Here is a 17277-nt window from a genome sequence, read left to right on the forward strand (position 1 = left end):
GCACCCCCACATGCGTACCGGCACCATCGCTCGCGTCATCGGCACCGCCGCCGCCCTGGCCGCACTGATCACCACGGCCTTCACGGCCCCCGCCATGGCCGGCCGGCCCGCCGGGGCAGCCCCCGACCGGGCCGTGCAAGCGGCCGCGCCGGCCGCCTTCACCCACCCCGGCGTCCTGGTGAGCCGCCCCCAGCTCGACTTCGTCCGCGCGAAGGTCCAGGCGGGCGCCCAGCCCTGGAAGGGGGCGTACGACCAGATGCTGGCCGGCACGTACGCCTCGCTCACCCGGACCGCCAAGCCCCGTTCCGTCGTGGAGTGCGGCTCGTACTCCAACCCCAACTACGGCTGCACGGACGAGCGTGAGGACGCGATCGCCGCGTACACCCTCTCGCTGGCCTGGTACATCGGCCAGGACAGCCGCTACGCCCAGAAGGCGATCCAGATCATGGACGCCTGGTCGAACGTGATCACGGACCACACCAACAGCAACGCACCGTTGCAGACCGGCTGGGCCGGCTCCACCTGGCCGCGGGCCGCCGAGATCATCAAGTACACCTACAGCAGCTGGCCGAACTCCGGACGCTTCGGCACGATGCTGCGCACCGTGTACCTGCCCGAGGTCACCAACGGCTCGCACAGCAACGGCAACTGGGAACTGTCGATGACCGAGGCCGCCATCGGCATCGCGGTCTTCCTCGAGGACCGCGCCGCGTACGACAAGGCCGTGACGAAATTCCGCGGTCGCGTCCCCGCGTACATCTACGTGACCTCCGACGGCTCCCTGCCGAAGGCCGCGCCCGGCAGCGGTCTCGACACGCGGGACGAGATCATCAGGTACTGGCAGGGACAGTCGACCTTCATGGACGGCCTCTCCCAGGAGACCTGCCGCGACCTCACCCACACCGGCTACGGGCTCTCCGCCATCTCCCACATCGCCGAGACCAGCCGCATCCAGGGCCAGGACCTCTACCCCGAGATCGCCGACCGGCTGCGTCACGCGCTCGGCCTGCACGCCAAGTACCAGCTGGGCACGGCGGTTCCGTCCTCGCTGTGCGGCGGCTCGCTCAAGGACAGCCTGGGCCCCGTCACGGAGGTCGGGTTCAACGCCCTGCATAACCGCATGGGTTATGCGATGTCGAACACCCAGACCCTCACCGAGCGGCAGCGGCCCGCCGCGTCGAACAACCTGTTCGTGGCCTGGGAGACCCTGACCCACGCCGGCAACCCCAACTGAGACAGCGGGCGCGACCGGCACGCACGACGGCCCGGGAGGAGCGATGCTCTCCCGGGCCGTCCCGCGTACGTCAGTTGCTCAGGTGCTGCTGTTCTGCGGCAGCGGATGCCTGCTCACCGGGTCAGAAGGTCAGCTTGACGCTGTTGAAGGTCCCGGTGTCACCCGAGTAGGCGTCCGTGATCTTCAGGTTCCACGTGCCGTTCGCCACCTCGGAAGAGGCGTTGACCGTGTAGGTCGCCACCACGTTGTCCGCGGAGTCGCTCGACGAGGAGTTCTTCAGCCGGTACGCCGTACCGTCCGGGGCGACCAGGTCGAGGACCAGGTCACCGCGGTAGGTGTGGGTGATGTTGACCGCGACCGAGAGGCCGCTCGGCGCATTGCCCGTGACGCCCGTGACGGCGACGGGGATGTTGGTGGTGCTCCGGTCGGCGAGGGCCTTGACGGTCGTGTTCTGGAAGACCTTGCCGCCCGGGTCGGGGTCGCCGCCGCCGGGGCGCGATCCCACGGCGATGCCGGCCCACGCGTTGGCGACCGCGGTGTACTCGGCGCTCGTCGCGCCGTAGAGCTCACCGGCCACGGCGAGGGTTCCGGTGCGGGCGGCCGCGTAGTTCGTCGTCGAGGTGAACTTGGTGGTGAGCGCCTTGAACCAGATCTGCGCGGCCTTGTCGCGGCCGATGCCCGTCACCGGAAGGCCGTCGGAGGTCGGGGAGTTGTACGAGACCCCGTTGACGGTCTTGGCACCGCTGCCCTCGGAGAGCAGGTAGAACCAGTGGTTCGCCGGGCCCGAGGAGTAGTGGACGTCGACCGAGCCGATGCCCGAGTACCAATAGTCCTTGGACGCGCCGTCCTTGCTCGGCTTGTCCATGTAGCGCAGCGGGGTGCCGTCGCCGTTGATGTTGATCTCCTCGCCGACGAAGTAGTCGCCGGGGTCCGCCGCGGTGTTGGAGTAGAACTCGACCGCGGCGGCGAAGATGTCACTGGTCGCCTCGTTGAGGCCGCCGGACTCGCCGCTGTAGTTGAGGCCCGCGGTGTTCGAGGTGACGCCGTGCGTCATCTCGTGGGCGGCCACGTCGAGGGAGGTCAGGGGCGCGGAGTTGCCGCTGCCGTCCCCGTACGTCATGCAGAAGCAGCTGTCGGACCAGAACGCGTTGACGTAGTTGTTGCCGTAGTGGACGCGGGAGTACGCACCGACGCCGTCACCCCGGATGCCGCTGCGGCCGTGGATGTTCTTGTAGTAGTCCCACGTCTCGGCCGCGCCGTAGTGGGCGTCGGCGCCGGCGGTCTCGAGGTTCGACGGGAGGCCGTTGCCCCAGATGTCGTCGGTGCCGGAGAAGAGCGTCCCGGTGCCCGACGTGCCGCGGTTCAGGTTGTACGTCTTGTGGTTGCCGCGCGTCGAGTCGGTGAGGTTGTACGAGCCCGAGGTGCCGAGCGTCACCTGACCGCTGTACTGGGTGTTGCCGGTGCCCGTCTCGATGGCCTGCCACTCGTAGAGCTTGGCGCCGGAGGAGGCGTCGGTGATGACGTGCAGCTCGTTCGGGGTGCCGTCGTGCTGGAGGCCGCCGACGACGGTCTCGTACGCGAGCCGGGGTGTGCCGCTCGCCGTCCAGACCACCTTGCGCGGGGCCTTGCTGGCCTCGGTCTTCTTGGAGCCCTCGGCCTTCGCCGCGGTCAGGGCCTGCTTCTCGGCGGTGGCGGGCGCGACGTCCGCCGCGGTGCCCACCGCCTTCAGCTGGGCGCCCGTGGCCTTGGACGCCTTGGTGACGCCCTCGGTCCTCCCGGCCTTCGTCTCGGCCACGACCAGGTCGCCGCCGAGGACGGGAAGGCCGTCGAGGGTGCGCTCGTAGCGGGTGTGCGTGGTGCCGTCGACGTCCTGGACGACGTCGCGGACCACGAGCTTCTCCGTGGCGCCGAGGCCGAGCTCCTTGGCGGTCGCCGCCTTGGTGGAGTTGGCCTCGCGGAGGAGTTCGGCACGCTGGGCGGGGGAGAGCTTCGCGGGCAGCGAACCCGGGTCGGCGCCCTTGGCGGCGGCGGCCGAGGAGGCGGCGGCGTCGGGAGCGGCGGTGGCCGCCCCGGTCTGTACTCCGACGGTGAGGAGGGCTGCTGCGGCTATGAGAGCGCCGGTCGCGGTGGCACGACGGCTGGATCTGGATCTCACGCGGACTCCTTCTGCGAGGGGGGTGACGGCCGGCTGGGTGAGCCGGACGGGCAGAGCAGGCGGTGCGCAGAACGGGGGAAGAGTCCCAGCAGAAAGGGGTGTATGTCAGGACCGCGTCAACACATTGGCCGGAACTCGTCCGTTGCCGGAATGGTCATGTTCGTTAAGCGGACGTTTCGCCGTATGTCATCCAGGTGCCGTAAAGAGGGTGCCGGGACCGTCGGGGGCCAGAATTCGCAGGGTGAGTTGAGATTTCGTTCGAATTCACGGTGTTCGAACGGCGAAGCGGCAAACGGACGATGACCACGTGCTGAGACGGCGCAGAACTGTGGCCAGTTCTGCGCCGTCCCTGGATGGCAGCGGACCTACCCGTCGGTACTCCGTCAGGCCAGACTCTCCCGCCAGGCGCGGTGAAGCCCGGCGAACCTGCCGTCGGTGCCGATGAGTTCGGCCGGACTTCCGTCCTCCACGATGCGGCCGTGCTCCATCACGAGAACCCGGTCCGCGATCTCCACGGTCGACAGGCGGTGGGCGATCACCACCGCCGTACGGCCGTGCAGCACGGTGTCCATGGCACGCTGCACCGCCCGCTCGCCGGGAATGTCGAGCGAGCTCGTCGCCTCGTCGAGAATCAGCACGGCGGGATCCGCGAGCAAGGCGCGGGCGAACGCCACCAGCTGACGCTGACCGGCCGAGATCCGGCCACCCCGCTTGCGTACGTCCGTGGCGTAGCCGTCAGGCAGGCCGCTGATGAAGTCGTGCGCGCCGATGGCCTTCGCCGCGTGCTCGATCTCCTCGGGCGTCGCGTCCGGACGGCCGATCGCGATGTTCTCCGCGATCGTCCCCGAGAACAGGAACGCCTCCTGGGTCACCATCACCACACCCCGCCGCAGCTCCGGTGTCGCAAGATCGCGCAGATCGGTCCCGTCCAGCAGGACCCGGCCCTCGGTCGGATCGTAGAAACGCGCCAGCAGCTTGGCGAGCGTCGACTTGCCCGCGCCCGTCGAACCGACCACGGCCACCGTCTGGCCCGCCGGGATCGTCAGACCGAAGCGGGGCAGGACCTCGCCGCCCGTCCGGTAGGCGAACCGCACCCCGTCGAACCTCACCTCACGGCCCGGGTACCCGCCGGCGGGGGAGGGCAGTTCCTTCGGCGAGGCCGGCTCGGGAACGGCGGGCGTCTGCGCCAGCAGACCGGCGATCTTCTCCAGCGAGGCAGCCGCCGACTGGTAGGAGTTGAGGAACATCGCGAGCCGGTCGATCGGGTCGTACAGCCGCCGCAGATACAGCACCGCCGCGGCCAGCACCCCGAGTGCCAGCGTCCCCGACGCGACGCGGTGGGCACCCCACAGCACCATCGCGGCCACCGCCGTGTTGGCGACCAACCGGGAACCGACGACATAGCGGGCCATCTCCAGCAGCGCGTCCCCGTTCCGCCGCTCGTGGCGGTGGTTGAGCACCGAGAAGTCCGCGTCGTTGACCCGCTCCCTGCGGAAGGCCTGCACGGGGCGGATCCCGTTCATCGTCTCCGCGAACTTCACGATGACCCCGGCGATGGCCGAGGAGCGCGCCGAATAGGCCTCGGCCGCCCGGAGCCGGTACATCCGCACCAGCAGGTACAGGGGCACGAAGGAGGCCACCGCGATCGCGCCGATGCCGAGATCCAGCCACAGCAGCATCAGCGAGATCGACACGAACGACAGGACCACACCGATGAGTTCCTGGAGCCCCTCGCTCAGCAGCTCGCGCAGGGACTCCACATCCGTGGTCGAGCGCGAGATCAGCCGGCCGGAGGTGTAGCGCTCGTGGAAGTCGACGCTGAGCGCCTGTGCGTGGCGGAAGATCCGGCCGCGCAGATCGAGCAGCACGTCCTGGTTGATCCGCGCGGCGGCCCGGATGAACGCGTACTGCAGCGCCCCCGCGCCGACCGAGCACACGCCGTACCCCACGCCCACGGCGATCAGCGGCCCGTAGTCGTGGTCCCGGAACGCGGGCACGCCGCTGTCGATGGCGTACGCGACCAGCAACGGCCCCGCCTGCACCGCGACCTGCTGGACCAGGAGCAGGAGGGACGCCACGACCACCCGGGCGCGCAGGGGGCCGAGCAGCGAGGTCAGCAGAGCCCAGGTCGAACCGGGCGGCGCGGGAAGGGCGTCCTGATCGAAGGCGTCCCCGGGGCCCGGCCGGTCGGGCTTCGCCCCGGGAAGGTCCTCGTCGGCGAGGACGGATCCGTCGGTGGCGGCCGGTCCGTCGGCAGTGGCACTGGTCATCGGGAGCTGCCCTCCTCGGCAGTGAGCACACGGGCGTCGTCCTCGGCACCCGACATCAGCCAGGCGTATTCGGCACTGGTGCGCAGAAGTTCCTGATGGGTCCCGACGGCGCTGATCCGGCCCTCGGACAGCAGAGCCACCCGGTCGGCCAGCATCACCGTGGACGGCCGGTGCGCGACCACCACGGCCGTCGTCTCGTCGAGCACGCGCCGCAGCGCCGCCTCCACCAGCGCCTCCGTGTGCACATCCAGAGCGGAGAGCGGGTCGTCGAGCACCAGGAACCGCGGCTCGCCGACCACCGCACGGGCCAGCGCGAGACGCTGGCGCTGGCCGCCGGAAAGACTCAGGCCCTGCTCCCCGACCTGGGTGTCGACACCCTGCGGCAGGTCGTACACGAAGTCGGCCTGCGCCACCGCGAGCGCCCGGCGCAGCTCCTTCTCACCCGCACCGTCCGCGCCCATCAGAACGTTCTCCCCGACGGTCGCCGAGAAGAGCGTCGGCTCCTCGAACGCCACCGAGACGAGCTCGCGCAGCCTGGGCCGTCCCATGGTGGCGATGTCCTCGCCGTCCAGCAGGATCCGCCCGCCGGAGACCTCGTGCAGCCGCGGGACGAGTGCCGTGAGCGTTGTCTTCCCCGACCCGGTCGCCCCCACCAGGGCCATCGTCTCGCCGGGCCGGACCCGCAGGTCGATCCGGGCCAGTACGGGTACGGAACCGGGCTCGGCATCCGGGTAGCGGAACTCGACCCCGTCGAAGACGATGCCCGCCCCGGCCCGCCCGGCCGCCGCGTCCGGGGCGTCCTCGTCCAGTTCCTCGGCCACGTCCATGACCTCGAAGTAGCGGTCGGCGGCCGTCGCCGACTCCTGGCTCATCGCCAGCAGGAAGCCGATCGACTCGACCGGCCAGCGCAGTGCGAGCGCCGTCGACAGGAACGCGACCAGCGTCCCGGCGGACAGGCCGCCGTCCGCCACCTGGATCGTGCCGAGCACCAGCGCGGCACCGATCGCCAGCTCGGGGATGGCGGTGATGAGCGCCCAGATCCCCGCGAGCAGCCGGGCCTTGCCCAGCTCCGTACCGCGCAGCCGCTGCGCCAGCGCGCGGAAGGCCTGCGCCTGGCTGCGGTTCCGGCCGAAACCCTTCACGATGCGGATGCCCAGCACGCTCTCCTCGACGACCGTCGTCAGATCACCGACCTGGTCCTGCGCCGAGCGCGCCACCAGCGCGTACTTCGACTCGAAGAGCGAGCACAGGACCATCAGCGGCAGCGCGGGCGCCAGGAGCACCAGCCCGAGCGACCAGTCCTGGGCGAACAGGATGACGAAACCGACCAGGATCGTCGTGGTGTTGACCAGCAGGAACGTCAGCGGGAAAGCCAGGAACATCCGCATCAGCATCAGATCCGTCGTCCCGCGCGAGAGCAGCTGCCCCGAGGGCCAGCGGTCGTGGAAGGCCACCGGAAGCCGTTGCAGATGCCGGTAGAGATCGGCGCGCATCGACGCCTCGACCCCCGCCAGCGGCCGCGCCACGAGCCACCGCCGGAGCCCGAACAGCCCTGCCTCGGCGATCCCCAGCAACAGCAGGTAGAGCGCGCCCAGCCAGACTCCGCCCGGGTCCCGGTCCGCGACGGGACCGTCCACCATCCACTTCAGGACGAGGGGGATCACCAGGCCGAGACACGAGGCCAGGACCGCCACGAGAGCGGCACTGAGCCAGCGCATCCGCACAGGTCGGACATAGGGCCACAGACGCATGAGGGAGCGCACGGCGGACCGGTCCGTGTGCTCTGCAGGTTTTTCGGGCATCAGGAGCGAGCCTATGGTTCACCACTGACATCGCTCATCTGGTTTTCCGGACACTCCGCACCGGTCGGAGGTCTCCGTCAACCGATCGGCGGATGCCGGTTCGAGCGTGACGGCGGATACCGCGCCACCGGACCCGGCGCAATCCTCGACGTATGCCAGTCATCGAAGTGAACGCGGTACGCAAGGCGTACGCGGGGCGCGTTGCGGTCGACGGAGTGAGCTTCTCCGTGGACGAGGGGGAGATCTTCGGGATCCTCGGACCCAACGGAGCGGGCAAGACGACCACCGTCGAATGCGTCGAGGGACTGAGGGTCCCCGACGCGGGCACGGTCCGGGTCGCCGGACTCGATCCCGTCGCCGACCGCGACCGGGTGACGCTCCTGCTCGGCGCCCAGCTCCAGGAGAGCGAGCTGCAGCCCAAGCTGACCGTGCGCGAGGCGCTCGAGCTGTACAGCGCCTTCTATCCGCAGCCCGCCGACTGGCGGTCGCTCGCCGAACGGCTCGGGCTGGACAACCACCTGGACCGCCGCTTCGCCGAGCTGTCCGGCGGTCAGAAGCAGCGGCTGTTCATCGCCCTCGCACTCATCGGCGATCCACGGGTGGTCGTGCTCGACGAACTGACCACCGGCCTCGACCCGAGGGCCCGCAGGGACACCTGGCGGCTCATCGAGGAGATCCGGGCCGGCGGGGTGACGGTCCTGCTGGTCACCCACTTCATGGAGGAGGCCGAGCGACTCTGCGACCGGGTCGCGGTGATCGACAAGGGCCGCCTCGTCGCGCTCGACACCCCTGCCGGGCTGATCGGCCGGGCCGCGGGCTCCACCGTCATCTCCTTCACCCCGTCGGAGCCGCTCCCGCCGGCCGAGCTCGCCGGACTGCCCGGTGCCGTCTCCGTCTCCGTCGCGGAGTCCGACGGCGGTGTCGTCGTCCACGGTGACGACGACACCGCCAACGCGGTCATCTCGCTGCTGGCCCGGCACCGTGTCACCGCACGCCACCTGCGCGTCCTGGAAGCCAGCCTGGACGACGCCTTCCTCGACCTCACGGAACGGGCCACCCGGACATGACCACAGCCATGGGTACAGCGCGCACCACGGGAACGAACGGCTCGCTCGTCGCGGTCCTCCGGGCGGAGACCCGCCTCTTCCTGCGGGAGCCGGGCAGCCTGTTCTGGATCCTCGTCTTCCCGACCGCCCTGCTGACGGTCCTCGGGCTCATCCCGTCCTTCCGCCAGGACGACGCCGCCCTCGGCGGGAGAAGCGTCATCGACCTGTACGTACCGGTGGCCGTCCTGCTCGGCATGATCATGGCCGGTCTGCAGGCCATGCCGCCGATCCTCACCGGCTACCGCGAACGCGGCATCCTGCGCCGGATGTCCGCCACCCCGGTACGCCCGTCCGCTCTGCTGACCGCCCAGATCGCGCTGCACGGGGCGGCCTCCGCCGCCTCCGCCCTGCTCGCCGTCGCCGTCGGGCGGATCGCGTTCGGGGTGCGGCTGCCGGAACAGGCCCTCGGCTACCTGCTGGCCCTGCTCCTGGCGACCGCCTGCGTCCTCGCCCTCGGCGCAACGATCTGCGCGCTGTCCCGGACGACCAAGGCCTCGGCGGCCATCGGATCGGTGGCGTACCTGGTGATGATGTTCACCGCAGGCGTCTGGGTGCCCGTCCAGACCATGCCCGACCTGCTCCGCCGGATCGTCGGGGCGACCCCGTTCGGCGCCGCCTCACAGGCGCTGGACCAGGCGGCCTCCGGCAGCTGGCCCCACTGGGTGCACCTGGGGGTGATGGCGCTGTGGACCGCGGCACTGGGGGCGGCAGCCACCCGGCTCTTCCGCTGGGAGTGACCAGGCAGACGGCGGCGGGGAGACTGGGGCCCATGGGTGACGGGGGAGACGCGGTGAGCGGCGGCACGACGGTCGAGCAACGCTACGAGCAGTTCCACCGGTACGGGCCGTACACGTTCCTGGGCATCGCCGTCCTGATGGCCGCACTGTCCTCCGGCCTCGTCGGGATGTCCCGCGCGGACGTGTACGCCGCCGGGATCCTGGTCCCCGCGGCCTGCGCCCTGCAGCTGTGGTGGGACCGCACCCGGGCCGGGGCCCCTCCGCACGCGCGTGCCGGACGGGTCTACTACGTCCTGCGGACCGTGCTCGCCTTCGCACTCTGCTGGTGCAACCCGTTCTTCTCCGTCTACGCCATCGTCGGCTACTTCGACGCGGGCAACCTGCTCCCCGGACGCTTCGCCCGCGCCGGACTGCTCTGCACCGCCGTCACGATGGCCGGCGCGCAGTCCGGCAGCGGAATGCCACCGGCCTCCCTCACCAACTGGGCGGCCTTCGGCGCGCTCTTCGTCCTGCACGCCTCCCTCGCCCTCCTCTTCGGCAGCCTCGGCGCCCGGGAGGCCGAGAAGGCCCGGCGCCAGACCGAGACCATCGGCGAACTGGAGCGCACCAACACCCGGCTGGAACAGGCCCTCGCGGAGAACGCGGCCCTGCACGCCCAACTCCTCGTCCAGGCCCGGGAGGCCGGTGTCGCCGACGAGCGTCGGCGGCTGGCCGCCGAGATCCACGACACCCTCGCGCAGGGACTGACCGGAATCATCGCCCAGCTCCAGGCCGCCACGTCCACGGCGGACTCCGATCCGTCCCTGGCCCGCGAGCACCTGGACCGTGCCGCCGGGCTCGCCCGGGACAGCCTCGGTGAGGCACGGCGTTCCGTGCACAACCTGGTGCCCGCCGCGCTCGAGGACGACGACCTTCCGGGAGCGCTCACGAAGACGGTCACCCGGTGGGCCGAACACACCAGCGTGCGCGTCGGCTTCACCGTCACGGGCGCCGTCGAGCCGCTCCACGACGAGGTCGGCGCCACCCTGCTCCGTATCGCCGAGGAGTCCCTCGCCAACGCCGCCAGGCACGCCGGAGCGTCACGGGTCGGCGTCACGCTCTCCTACATGGGCGACGAGATCACCCTGGACGTACGCGACGACGGCCACGGCTTCGACCCGGAAGCGCTCCCGCCGTACAGAGGCTCGGGCGGATTCGGCCTCGGCGGGATGCGGTCCCGCGCCGAACGGATCGCGGGCACGGTCACGGTGGAGTCCGAACCCGGACTGGGCACGGCCGTCTGCGCCAGAGTGCCCCTGGTCCACCGTGGCTGACGGACAGTACGGTGGCCCGACATGACTGAGGCCACGGGCACCGCACGCGTCATCACCCTTCTCGTCGTCGACGACCACCCCGTGGTACGCGACGGCCTGCGCGGCATGTTCGCATCCGCCCCCGGCTTCGACGTGCTGGGTGAGGCGGCCGACGGAGTGGCAGCCGTCGAGCTCGCCACCCGGCTGGATCCCGATGTCGTCCTGATGGACCTCCGGATGCCGGGCGGCGGGGGAGTGGCCGCCATCGCCGAGCTGACCCGGCTCGGCGCCCGGTCCAAGGTGCTCGTCCTGACCACGTACGACACCGACTCCGACACCCTCCCGGCGATCGAGGCGGGCGCGACCGGTTACCTGCTCAAGGACGCGCCCCGCGACGAACTCTTCACCGCCGTCCGTGCCGCCGCCGACGGCCGCACCGTGCTCTCCCCGGCCGTCGCGTCCCGGCTCATCGCGCGGGTGCGCACTCCGGCCGCTCCCGGCCACGAGTCGCTGTCCGCGCGCGAGCGCGAGGTGCTGAGCCTCGTGGCCAGGGGGACGTCGAACCGCGAGATCGCGGCCGAGCTGTTCATCAGCGAGGCGACCGTGAAGACCCACCTCACCCATGTCTTCGCCAAACTGGGTGCCAAGGACCGCGCCGCTGCCGTCGCCGTCGCCTACGAGCGGCGCATCCTCGGCTGAGCCGCGCCCCTCACCCCGTCACCCGCAGCAGCAGCACCGACCTCCCCGGCACCGTCAGCGTCGTACCGCCCCGGTGGACCGTGCCGGGGGCCGTGGACTGGTCCTCCCGGGAGGTGTCCAGGAGCAGTTCGTACGACTGCGCCCAGGGCGCTCCCGGCAGATGGAAGTCGCACGGGGTGTGCGCGGCGTGCAGGACGGCCAGGAAGCTGTCGTCGGTGATCTGCTCGCCCCGGGCGTCCCTGCCCGGGATGTCGCGCCCGGAGAGGTAGAGGCCGAGTGTCGCGGCCGGTGCGTACCAGTCCCCCTCCGTCATCTCCGTGCCCTGCTGCGTGAACCACGCCAGGTCCCGCAGCCCGTCCGGGGCCTGGGGGGTCCCGGCGAAGAAGGCGCGGCGGCGCAGTACCGGATGGGCCTGGCGCAGGGCCAGCACCCGGGTGGTCAGCTCGGTCAGCTCCCGCCACTCCGGCCGGTCGAGGAGCGACCAGTCCAGCCAGCCGATCTCGTTGTCCTGGCAGTACGCGTTGTTGTTGCCGCCCTGCGTACGGCCCATCTCGTCGCCCGCCACCAGCATCGGCACACCGGTCGAAAGGAGCAGCGTGGTGAGCAGGTTGCGCAGCTGGCGGCGGCGCAGGGCGTTGATGGCGGGGTCGTCGCTCTCGCCCTCCGCGCCGCAGTTCCAGGCACGGTTGTCGTTCGTGCCGTCACGGTTGCCCTCGCCGTTGGCCTCGTTGTGCTTGTGCTCGTAGGTGACCAGGTCGCGCAGGGTGAATCCGTCGTGGGCGGTGACGAAGTTGACGGAGGCGTACGGGCGTCTGCCGCCCCAGGCGTACAGATCGCTCGACCCCGTGAGCCGGTAGCCGATGTCCCGTACGTCCGGGAGCGCACCGCGCCAGAAGTCCCGTACGGCGTCGCGGTAGCGGTCGTTCCACTCGGTCCACAGGGGAGGGAAGGCGCCGACCTGGTAGCCGCCGTTGCCGACGTCCCACGGTTCGGCGATGAGCTTGACCCGGCGCAGGACCGGGTCCTGCGCGATCACCGCGAGGAAGGGGGAGAGCATGTCGACGTCGTGCATCGAGCGGGCCAGTGCAGCCGCCAGGTCGAAGCGGAAGCCGTCGACGCCCATCTCCGTCACCCAGTAGCGCAGCGAGTCCGTGATCAGGCGGAGCACCTGCGGCTGCACCACGTGCAGGGTGTTGCCGCAGCCGGTGTAGTCCGCGTAGCGGCGGGCGTCCGGCTGGAGGCGGTAGTAGCCGCGGTTGTCGATGCCGCGCAGGGACAGCATCGGGCCGAGCTCGCCCGCCTCCGCGGTGTGGTTGTAGACCACGTCGAGGATCACCTCGATCCCGGCGTCGTGCAGGGCGTGCACCATCTTCTTGAACTCGCCGACCTGTCCGCCCGCCGTGCCGCTCGCCGCGTAGCCGGCGTGCGGTGCGAAGTAGCCGATCGAGTTGTATCCCCAGTAGTTGTGCAGTCCGCGCCGCAGCAGATGGTCCTCGTGGGCGAACTGATGGACGGGGAGCAGTTCCACGGCCGTCACGCCGAGCCGCTGGAGGTGGCCGACGGCGGCGGGGTGGGCGAGTCCGGCGTAGGTGCCCCGCAGCTCCGGCGGGATGTCCGGGTGGAGCTTGGTGAAGCCGCGCACGTGCAGTTCGTAGATGACCGAGTCCGCCCACGGGGTCTTGGGCCTTCGGTCCTCCACCCAGTCGTCGTCGTCGTGCACGACGACGCCCTTGGGCACGTACGGCGCCGAGTCCCGGTCGTCGCGCACGGTGTCGGCGACCTGCTGCTGCGGCCAGTCCCTCACATGGCCGTACACCTCGGGCGGCAGGGTGAACGAACCGTCCACCGCACGGGCGTACGGGTCGAGGAGCAGTTTCGCCGCGTTCCAGCGGGCGCCGGTCCAGGGGTCCCAGCGGCCGTGCACCCGGTAGCCGTAACGCTGTCCGGCCCGTACGCCGGGGACGAAACCGTGCCAGATCTCATGGGTGAGTTCGGTCAGGGGCAGCCGTGTCTCGCGGCCCTGCGCATCGAAGAGACAGAGCTCGACGGCCTCCGCCCCGCCGGCCCAGAGTGCGAAGTTGGTGCCCGCGACGCCGTCCGGACCGACCCGGAACCGGGCTCCGAGCGGCATCGGGGCACCCGGCCATACGGGTGGTCCGGCCGGTTCCTTCCGTACGGCCGGTCCGCGCTCCACCACCCTCCCGATCGTCGGTGACGCTTCCTCCTGCTCGGCTGTGCTCGACACCTCTCGGCCTCCCGCGGCTCGTCGGGGCGGCACCGCAGACAGGGCGCACGGCGTCCCGGCCGCGGCCCTCCCGGTGTGGTCCTCCCCCTCTGTTCTGCCCACGGCGGGGCCCGCACTCACGTTTCCCCCGCCCTCCCCTTGTCGTTGGGGGGACGTGAACCACGTAGCGAAGAGAGCACGGGCGGGTTCGGCCGCCGTGCTGACATGGGCAGGGCTGTTCGCCGTGCTGGCCGTACTGACCGGCTGCACCGGGGGCATGCCGATCTTCGGGGACGACCGATCCCCCGATGACGTCATCCGGATCGTCCCCAAGGACGGCGCCGAGAACGTCGGAGCCAGGAGCCGGATCATGGTCACCGTCCCCGACGGACGGCTCGAACGGGTCAAGGTGACACGGATGGAGGACGCGGAACGGAAGGAGGTGCGGGGCGAGATCGCGAAGGACGGCCGGTCCTGGGCGCCCCAGGACGCCGCGTACCGGCTCGGACTGGCGGGGAAGTACAGCGTCGAAGCGGTCGCCGTCGACGAGGTCGGCCACCGCTCGGCCCGCAACACCACCTTCACGACCCTCGTGCCCAAGGACCGCTTCATCGGCTACTTCAAGCCGGAGAACCGGTCCACGGTGGGCACCGGAATGATCGTCTCCTTCGACTTCAACCGGCCGGTCAAGCACCGTGCCGCGGTGGAGAAGGCCATCAGGATCACCGCGGAGCCCGAGACCGAGGTGGTCGGCCACTGGTTCGGGAAGGACCGCCTCGACTTCCGCCCGGCCACGTACTGGAAACCCGGCACCGAGGTCACCGTCGATGTGGGGCTGCGCGACGTCAAGGGTGCGCCCGGGGTGTACGGCAGCCAGAAGAAGAAGGTCACCTTCCGGGTCGGCAGGTCGCAGACGTCCGTGGTCGACGCCCTGAACCACACCATGGAGGTACGCAGCGACGGCGAGCTCGTCAGTACGGTGCCCATCACCGCGGGCGCGAAGAAGACGACCACGTACAACGGGAAGATGGTGGTCTCCGAACTGCACGAGATGACCCGGATGGACAGCCGCACCGTCGGCTTCGGCGGCGAGTACGACATCAAGGACGTACCGCACGCCATCCGGCTGACCAAGTCGGGGACCTTCCTGCACGGCAACTACTGGGAGTCCCCCGACATCTTCGGCTCCGACAACACCAGCCACGGCTGTATCGGCCTGCGCGACGTGAAGGGCGGCAGCTCGGACACCCCGGCCGGATGGTTCTTCGAGCGGACGCTCGTGGGCGATGTCGTCGAGGTGATCAACTCCGCCGACACGACGGTCGCCCCGGACAACGGGCTCGGCGGGTGGAACCTCGGATGGGACCGGTGGAAGGCCGGTTCGGCACTGCGCTGATCCCCGGTCCGACCTGCGCAGGTCCCGGAGACGCGGTCTCCGGGACCACCGGGGGGCGGGGCTGCGTGACTTGGGACGGAACGGTGACATTCCGGGGGAGTTCTCCCAGCGCCCGGTGTGATTATCTTGCGCCGAGCGTGCACGTACAGCGCGCGGGGGTGCGGGCCATGGCGGGGCCAGGCCGTGCGAGGGGAGACGAGCACATTGAACGGGCAGCCGATATCGGGGGCATCGGCCGGGGCGGGCAGAGGACGGCGTGGGCGTAGGACCCCCGGACTTCTCGCACTGGTACTGGGTGCGCTGCTTCTGCTGGTGACGGCATGCGGCGGGGGCGGCGACGCGGGCGGGGCGAAGGACGGCAAGGGAGCGGGCGCGAAGGTCGACGACACCAGCGCCTCGCAGGCGGTGGTGACCATCGCACCCAAGGACGGCGCCGATGACGTGGCGACGAGCGGGGCGCTGAAGGTCTCGGCCGCCCAGGGCAAGCTGAGCACGGTCAAGGTCGCCGACCCCAAGGGCAAGGCGGTCGAGGGCAAGATATCCGCCGACGGCCTCAGCTGGGCGCCCGACCGGCATCTCGCCGCCGCGACCAAGTACACCGTGCACGCGGTCGCCAAGGACACGAAGGGCCGTCAGTCGGCCAAGGACACCACCTTCACCACGCTCGTCCCCCAGAACACCTTCATCGGGCAGTACACGCCCGAGGACGGCGCGACCGTCGGCGTCGGCATGCCGGTGTCGATCCACTTCACCCGGGGCATCACCGACCCGGACGCCGTGGAGAGGGCGATCAAGGTGACGGCGGAACCCGCCGTGCCGGTCGAGCCCCACTGGTTCGGCAACGACCGCCTCGACTTCCGTCCCGAGGAGTACTGGGCCGCGGGTACCGAGGTGACGCTGCGCCTCGACCTCGACGGCGTCGAGGGACGGCCGGGTGTCTACGGCAAGCAGGCCAAGACCGTGAAGTTCACCATCGGCCGCAGCCAGGTCTCCACCGTCGACGCGAGCTCCAAGCGGATGAAGGTCGTCCGCGACGGCGAGCAGATCAAGGACATCCCGATCTCCGCGGGCGCCCCGTCGACGACCACGTACAACGGACAGATGGTCATCAGCGAGAAGCTCAAGGTGACCCGGATGAACGGTGACACCGTCGGCTTCGGCGGTGAGTACGACATCAAGGACGTGCCCCACGCGATGCGGCTGTCCACGTCGGGCACCTTCATCCACGGCAACTACTGGGGCGCGTCGAGCATCTTCGGCTCGACCAACACCAGCCACGGCTGCGTCGGTCTGCGCGACGTACGCGGCGCCTGGGACGGCAAGACCCCGGCTGCCTGGTTCTTCGACAACTCGCTGATCGGTGACGTGGTGGTCGTGAAGAACTCCAAGGACAAGGTGATCCAGCCGGACAACGGCCTCAACGGCTGGAACATGGACTGGTCGGAGTGGACCGAGTAGGTCTGCTCGCTCCCCTGCGCATGCGACGGGCCCGGTGCTGTGACCAACGGCACCGGGCCCGTCGGCGTTAGTGATGGTTAACCTGCCTTCCATGACCGTAACCCTCGAAGTAAGCGACAACGTCGGCACGATCCGGCTGGACCGTCCGCCGATGAACGCCCTGGACGTCGCCACCCAGGACCGGCTGCGCGAGCTCGCCGAGGAGGCGACCCGGCGCGACGACGTGCGTGCCGTGATCCTCTACGGCGGCGAGAAGGTGTTCGCGGCGGGCGCGGACATCAAGGAGATGCAGGCGATGGACCACACGGCGATGATCGTGCGCTCCAAGGCCCTGCAGGACTCGTTCACCGCCGTGGCGCGCATCCCCAAGCCCGTCGTGGCGGCCGTCACCGGCTACGCGCTGGGCGGCGGCTGCGAACTGGCGCTCTGCGCCGACTTCAGGATCGCCGCGGACAACGCCAAGCTCGGCCAGCCCGAGATCATGCTCGGGCTGATCCCGGGCGCCGGCGGCACCCAGCGGCTCGCCCGGCTGGTCGGTCCGTCCAGGGCCAAGGACCTGATCTTCACGGGCCGTCACGTGAAGGCCGAGGAGGCCCTGAGGATCGGCCTGGTGGACCGTGTGGTGCCCGCGGCCGAGGTGTACGAGCAGGCGCACGCCTGGGCCGCCCGGCTGGCCCAGGGGCCGGCGCTGGCGCTGCGCGCCGCGAAGGAGTCCGTGGACGCGGGTCTGGAGACGGACATCGACACCGGGCTCACGATCGAGCGGAACTGGTTCGCCGGTCTGTTCGCCACCGAGGACCGGGAGCGCGGTATGCGCAGCTTTGTGGAGGAGGGGCCCGGCAAGGCCAAGTTCCTCTGACGGGAAGCCAGTTGGGTACAGAGGGACGCGCGTTCATCCGTGTGG

12 protein-coding genes are annotated in these 17277 nt (G+C 70.5%); 8 read left to right on the plus strand and 4 right to left on the minus strand.

What is annotated here, in order from left to right; genetic code table 11:
• Positions 1-10 precede the first annotated feature (10 nt).
• A complete protein-coding gene (locus tag ABZS61_RS22645) occupies positions 11-1234 on the plus strand; it encodes an alginate lyase family protein (RefSeq protein WP_356424013.1) in 1224 nt (407 codons plus the stop codon).
• 121 nt (positions 1235-1355) lie between these two features.
• On the opposite strand, the gene ABZS61_RS22650 is transcribed toward ABZS61_RS22645, so the two are convergent.
• The 3 genes from ABZS61_RS22650 to ABZS61_RS22660 form a co-directional block, all read right to left on the minus strand.
• Positions 1356-3389, minus strand: a complete 2034-nt coding sequence (locus ABZS61_RS22650) for a M4 family metallopeptidase (RefSeq protein WP_356424017.1) — start codon at positions 3387-3389, stop codon at positions 1356-1358.
• 383 nt (positions 3390-3772) lie between these two features.
• Positions 3773-5659 carry an ABC transporter ATP-binding protein gene (locus tag ABZS61_RS22655; protein WP_356424020.1) on the minus strand — a complete coding sequence of 629 codons (1887 nt, stop codon included), beginning with the start codon at positions 5657-5659 and terminating at the stop codon, positions 3773-3775.
• Entirely contained in the window at positions 5656-7461 is a 1806-nt protein-coding gene (locus ABZS61_RS22660) for an ABC transporter ATP-binding protein (protein ID WP_356424023.1), read from the minus strand. The genes ABZS61_RS22655 and ABZS61_RS22660 overlap by 4 nt, the downstream gene beginning before the upstream one ends.
• Before the next feature lie 152 nt (positions 7462-7613).
• On the opposite strand from ABZS61_RS22660, the gene ABZS61_RS22665 reads away from it, so the two are divergent.
• The 4 genes from ABZS61_RS22665 to ABZS61_RS22680 are packed head-to-tail and all read left to right on the plus strand — an operon-like array spanning position 7614 to position 11295.
• Positions 7614-8528 (plus strand): ABC transporter ATP-binding protein, encoded by a 915-nt coding sequence (locus ABZS61_RS22665; protein ID WP_356424026.1) that lies wholly within the window; start codon positions 7614-7616, stop codon positions 8526-8528.
• A gap of 8 nt (positions 8529-8536) precedes the next feature.
• Positions 8537-9304: an ABC transporter permease gene (locus ABZS61_RS22670; RefSeq protein WP_356424029.1), complete on the plus strand. Its 768-nt coding sequence runs from the start codon at positions 8537-8539 to the stop codon at positions 9302-9304.
• Between the two features lie 32 nt (positions 9305-9336).
• The gene (locus ABZS61_RS22675) at positions 9337-10617 is read left to right on the plus strand and encodes a sensor histidine kinase (RefSeq protein WP_356424032.1); all 1281 of its coding nucleotides are present in this window, start codon (positions 9337-9339) and stop codon (positions 10615-10617) included.
• A gap of 21 nt (positions 10618-10638) precedes the next feature.
• Positions 10639-11295 carry a response regulator transcription factor gene (locus ABZS61_RS22680; RefSeq protein WP_356424036.1) on the plus strand — a complete coding sequence of 219 codons (657 nt, stop codon included), beginning with the start codon at positions 10639-10641 and terminating at the stop codon, positions 11293-11295.
• Between the two features lie 10 nt (positions 11296-11305).
• Here the strand turns inward: ABZS61_RS22680 and glgX are convergent, their stop codons facing one another.
• Complete coding sequence (glgX, locus tag ABZS61_RS22685) at positions 11306-13426, minus strand: glycogen debranching protein GlgX (RefSeq protein ID WP_356424330.1); 2121 nt, start codon at positions 13424-13426, stop codon at positions 11306-11308.
• A 268-nt stretch (positions 13427-13694) separates the two neighbouring features.
• Between glgX and ABZS61_RS22690 the strand changes: the two genes are divergently transcribed.
• From ABZS61_RS22690 to ABZS61_RS22700, 3 genes are all read left to right on the plus strand, one after another.
• On the plus strand, positions 13695-14915 hold the full coding sequence (locus ABZS61_RS22690; RefSeq protein ID WP_356424039.1) for an Ig-like domain-containing protein: 1221 nt from the start codon (positions 13695-13697) through the stop codon (positions 14913-14915).
• A 204-nt stretch (positions 14916-15119) separates the two neighbouring features.
• Positions 15120-16373, plus strand: a complete 1254-nt coding sequence (locus ABZS61_RS22695) for an Ig-like domain-containing protein (RefSeq protein ID WP_356424043.1) — start codon at positions 15120-15122, stop codon at positions 16371-16373.
• A 91-nt stretch (positions 16374-16464) separates the two neighbouring features.
• Positions 16465-17232, plus strand: a complete 768-nt coding sequence (locus ABZS61_RS22700; protein ID WP_356424046.1) for an enoyl-CoA hydratase-related protein — start codon at positions 16465-16467, stop codon at positions 17230-17232.
• The last annotated feature ends 45 nt before the right edge of the window (positions 17233-17277 follow it).

It is taken from the genome of Streptomyces sp. NPDC005566 (assembly GCF_040605575.1).
In the GTDB taxonomy this organism is placed as follows: domain Bacteria; phylum Actinomycetota; class Actinomycetes; order Streptomycetales; family Streptomycetaceae; genus Streptomyces.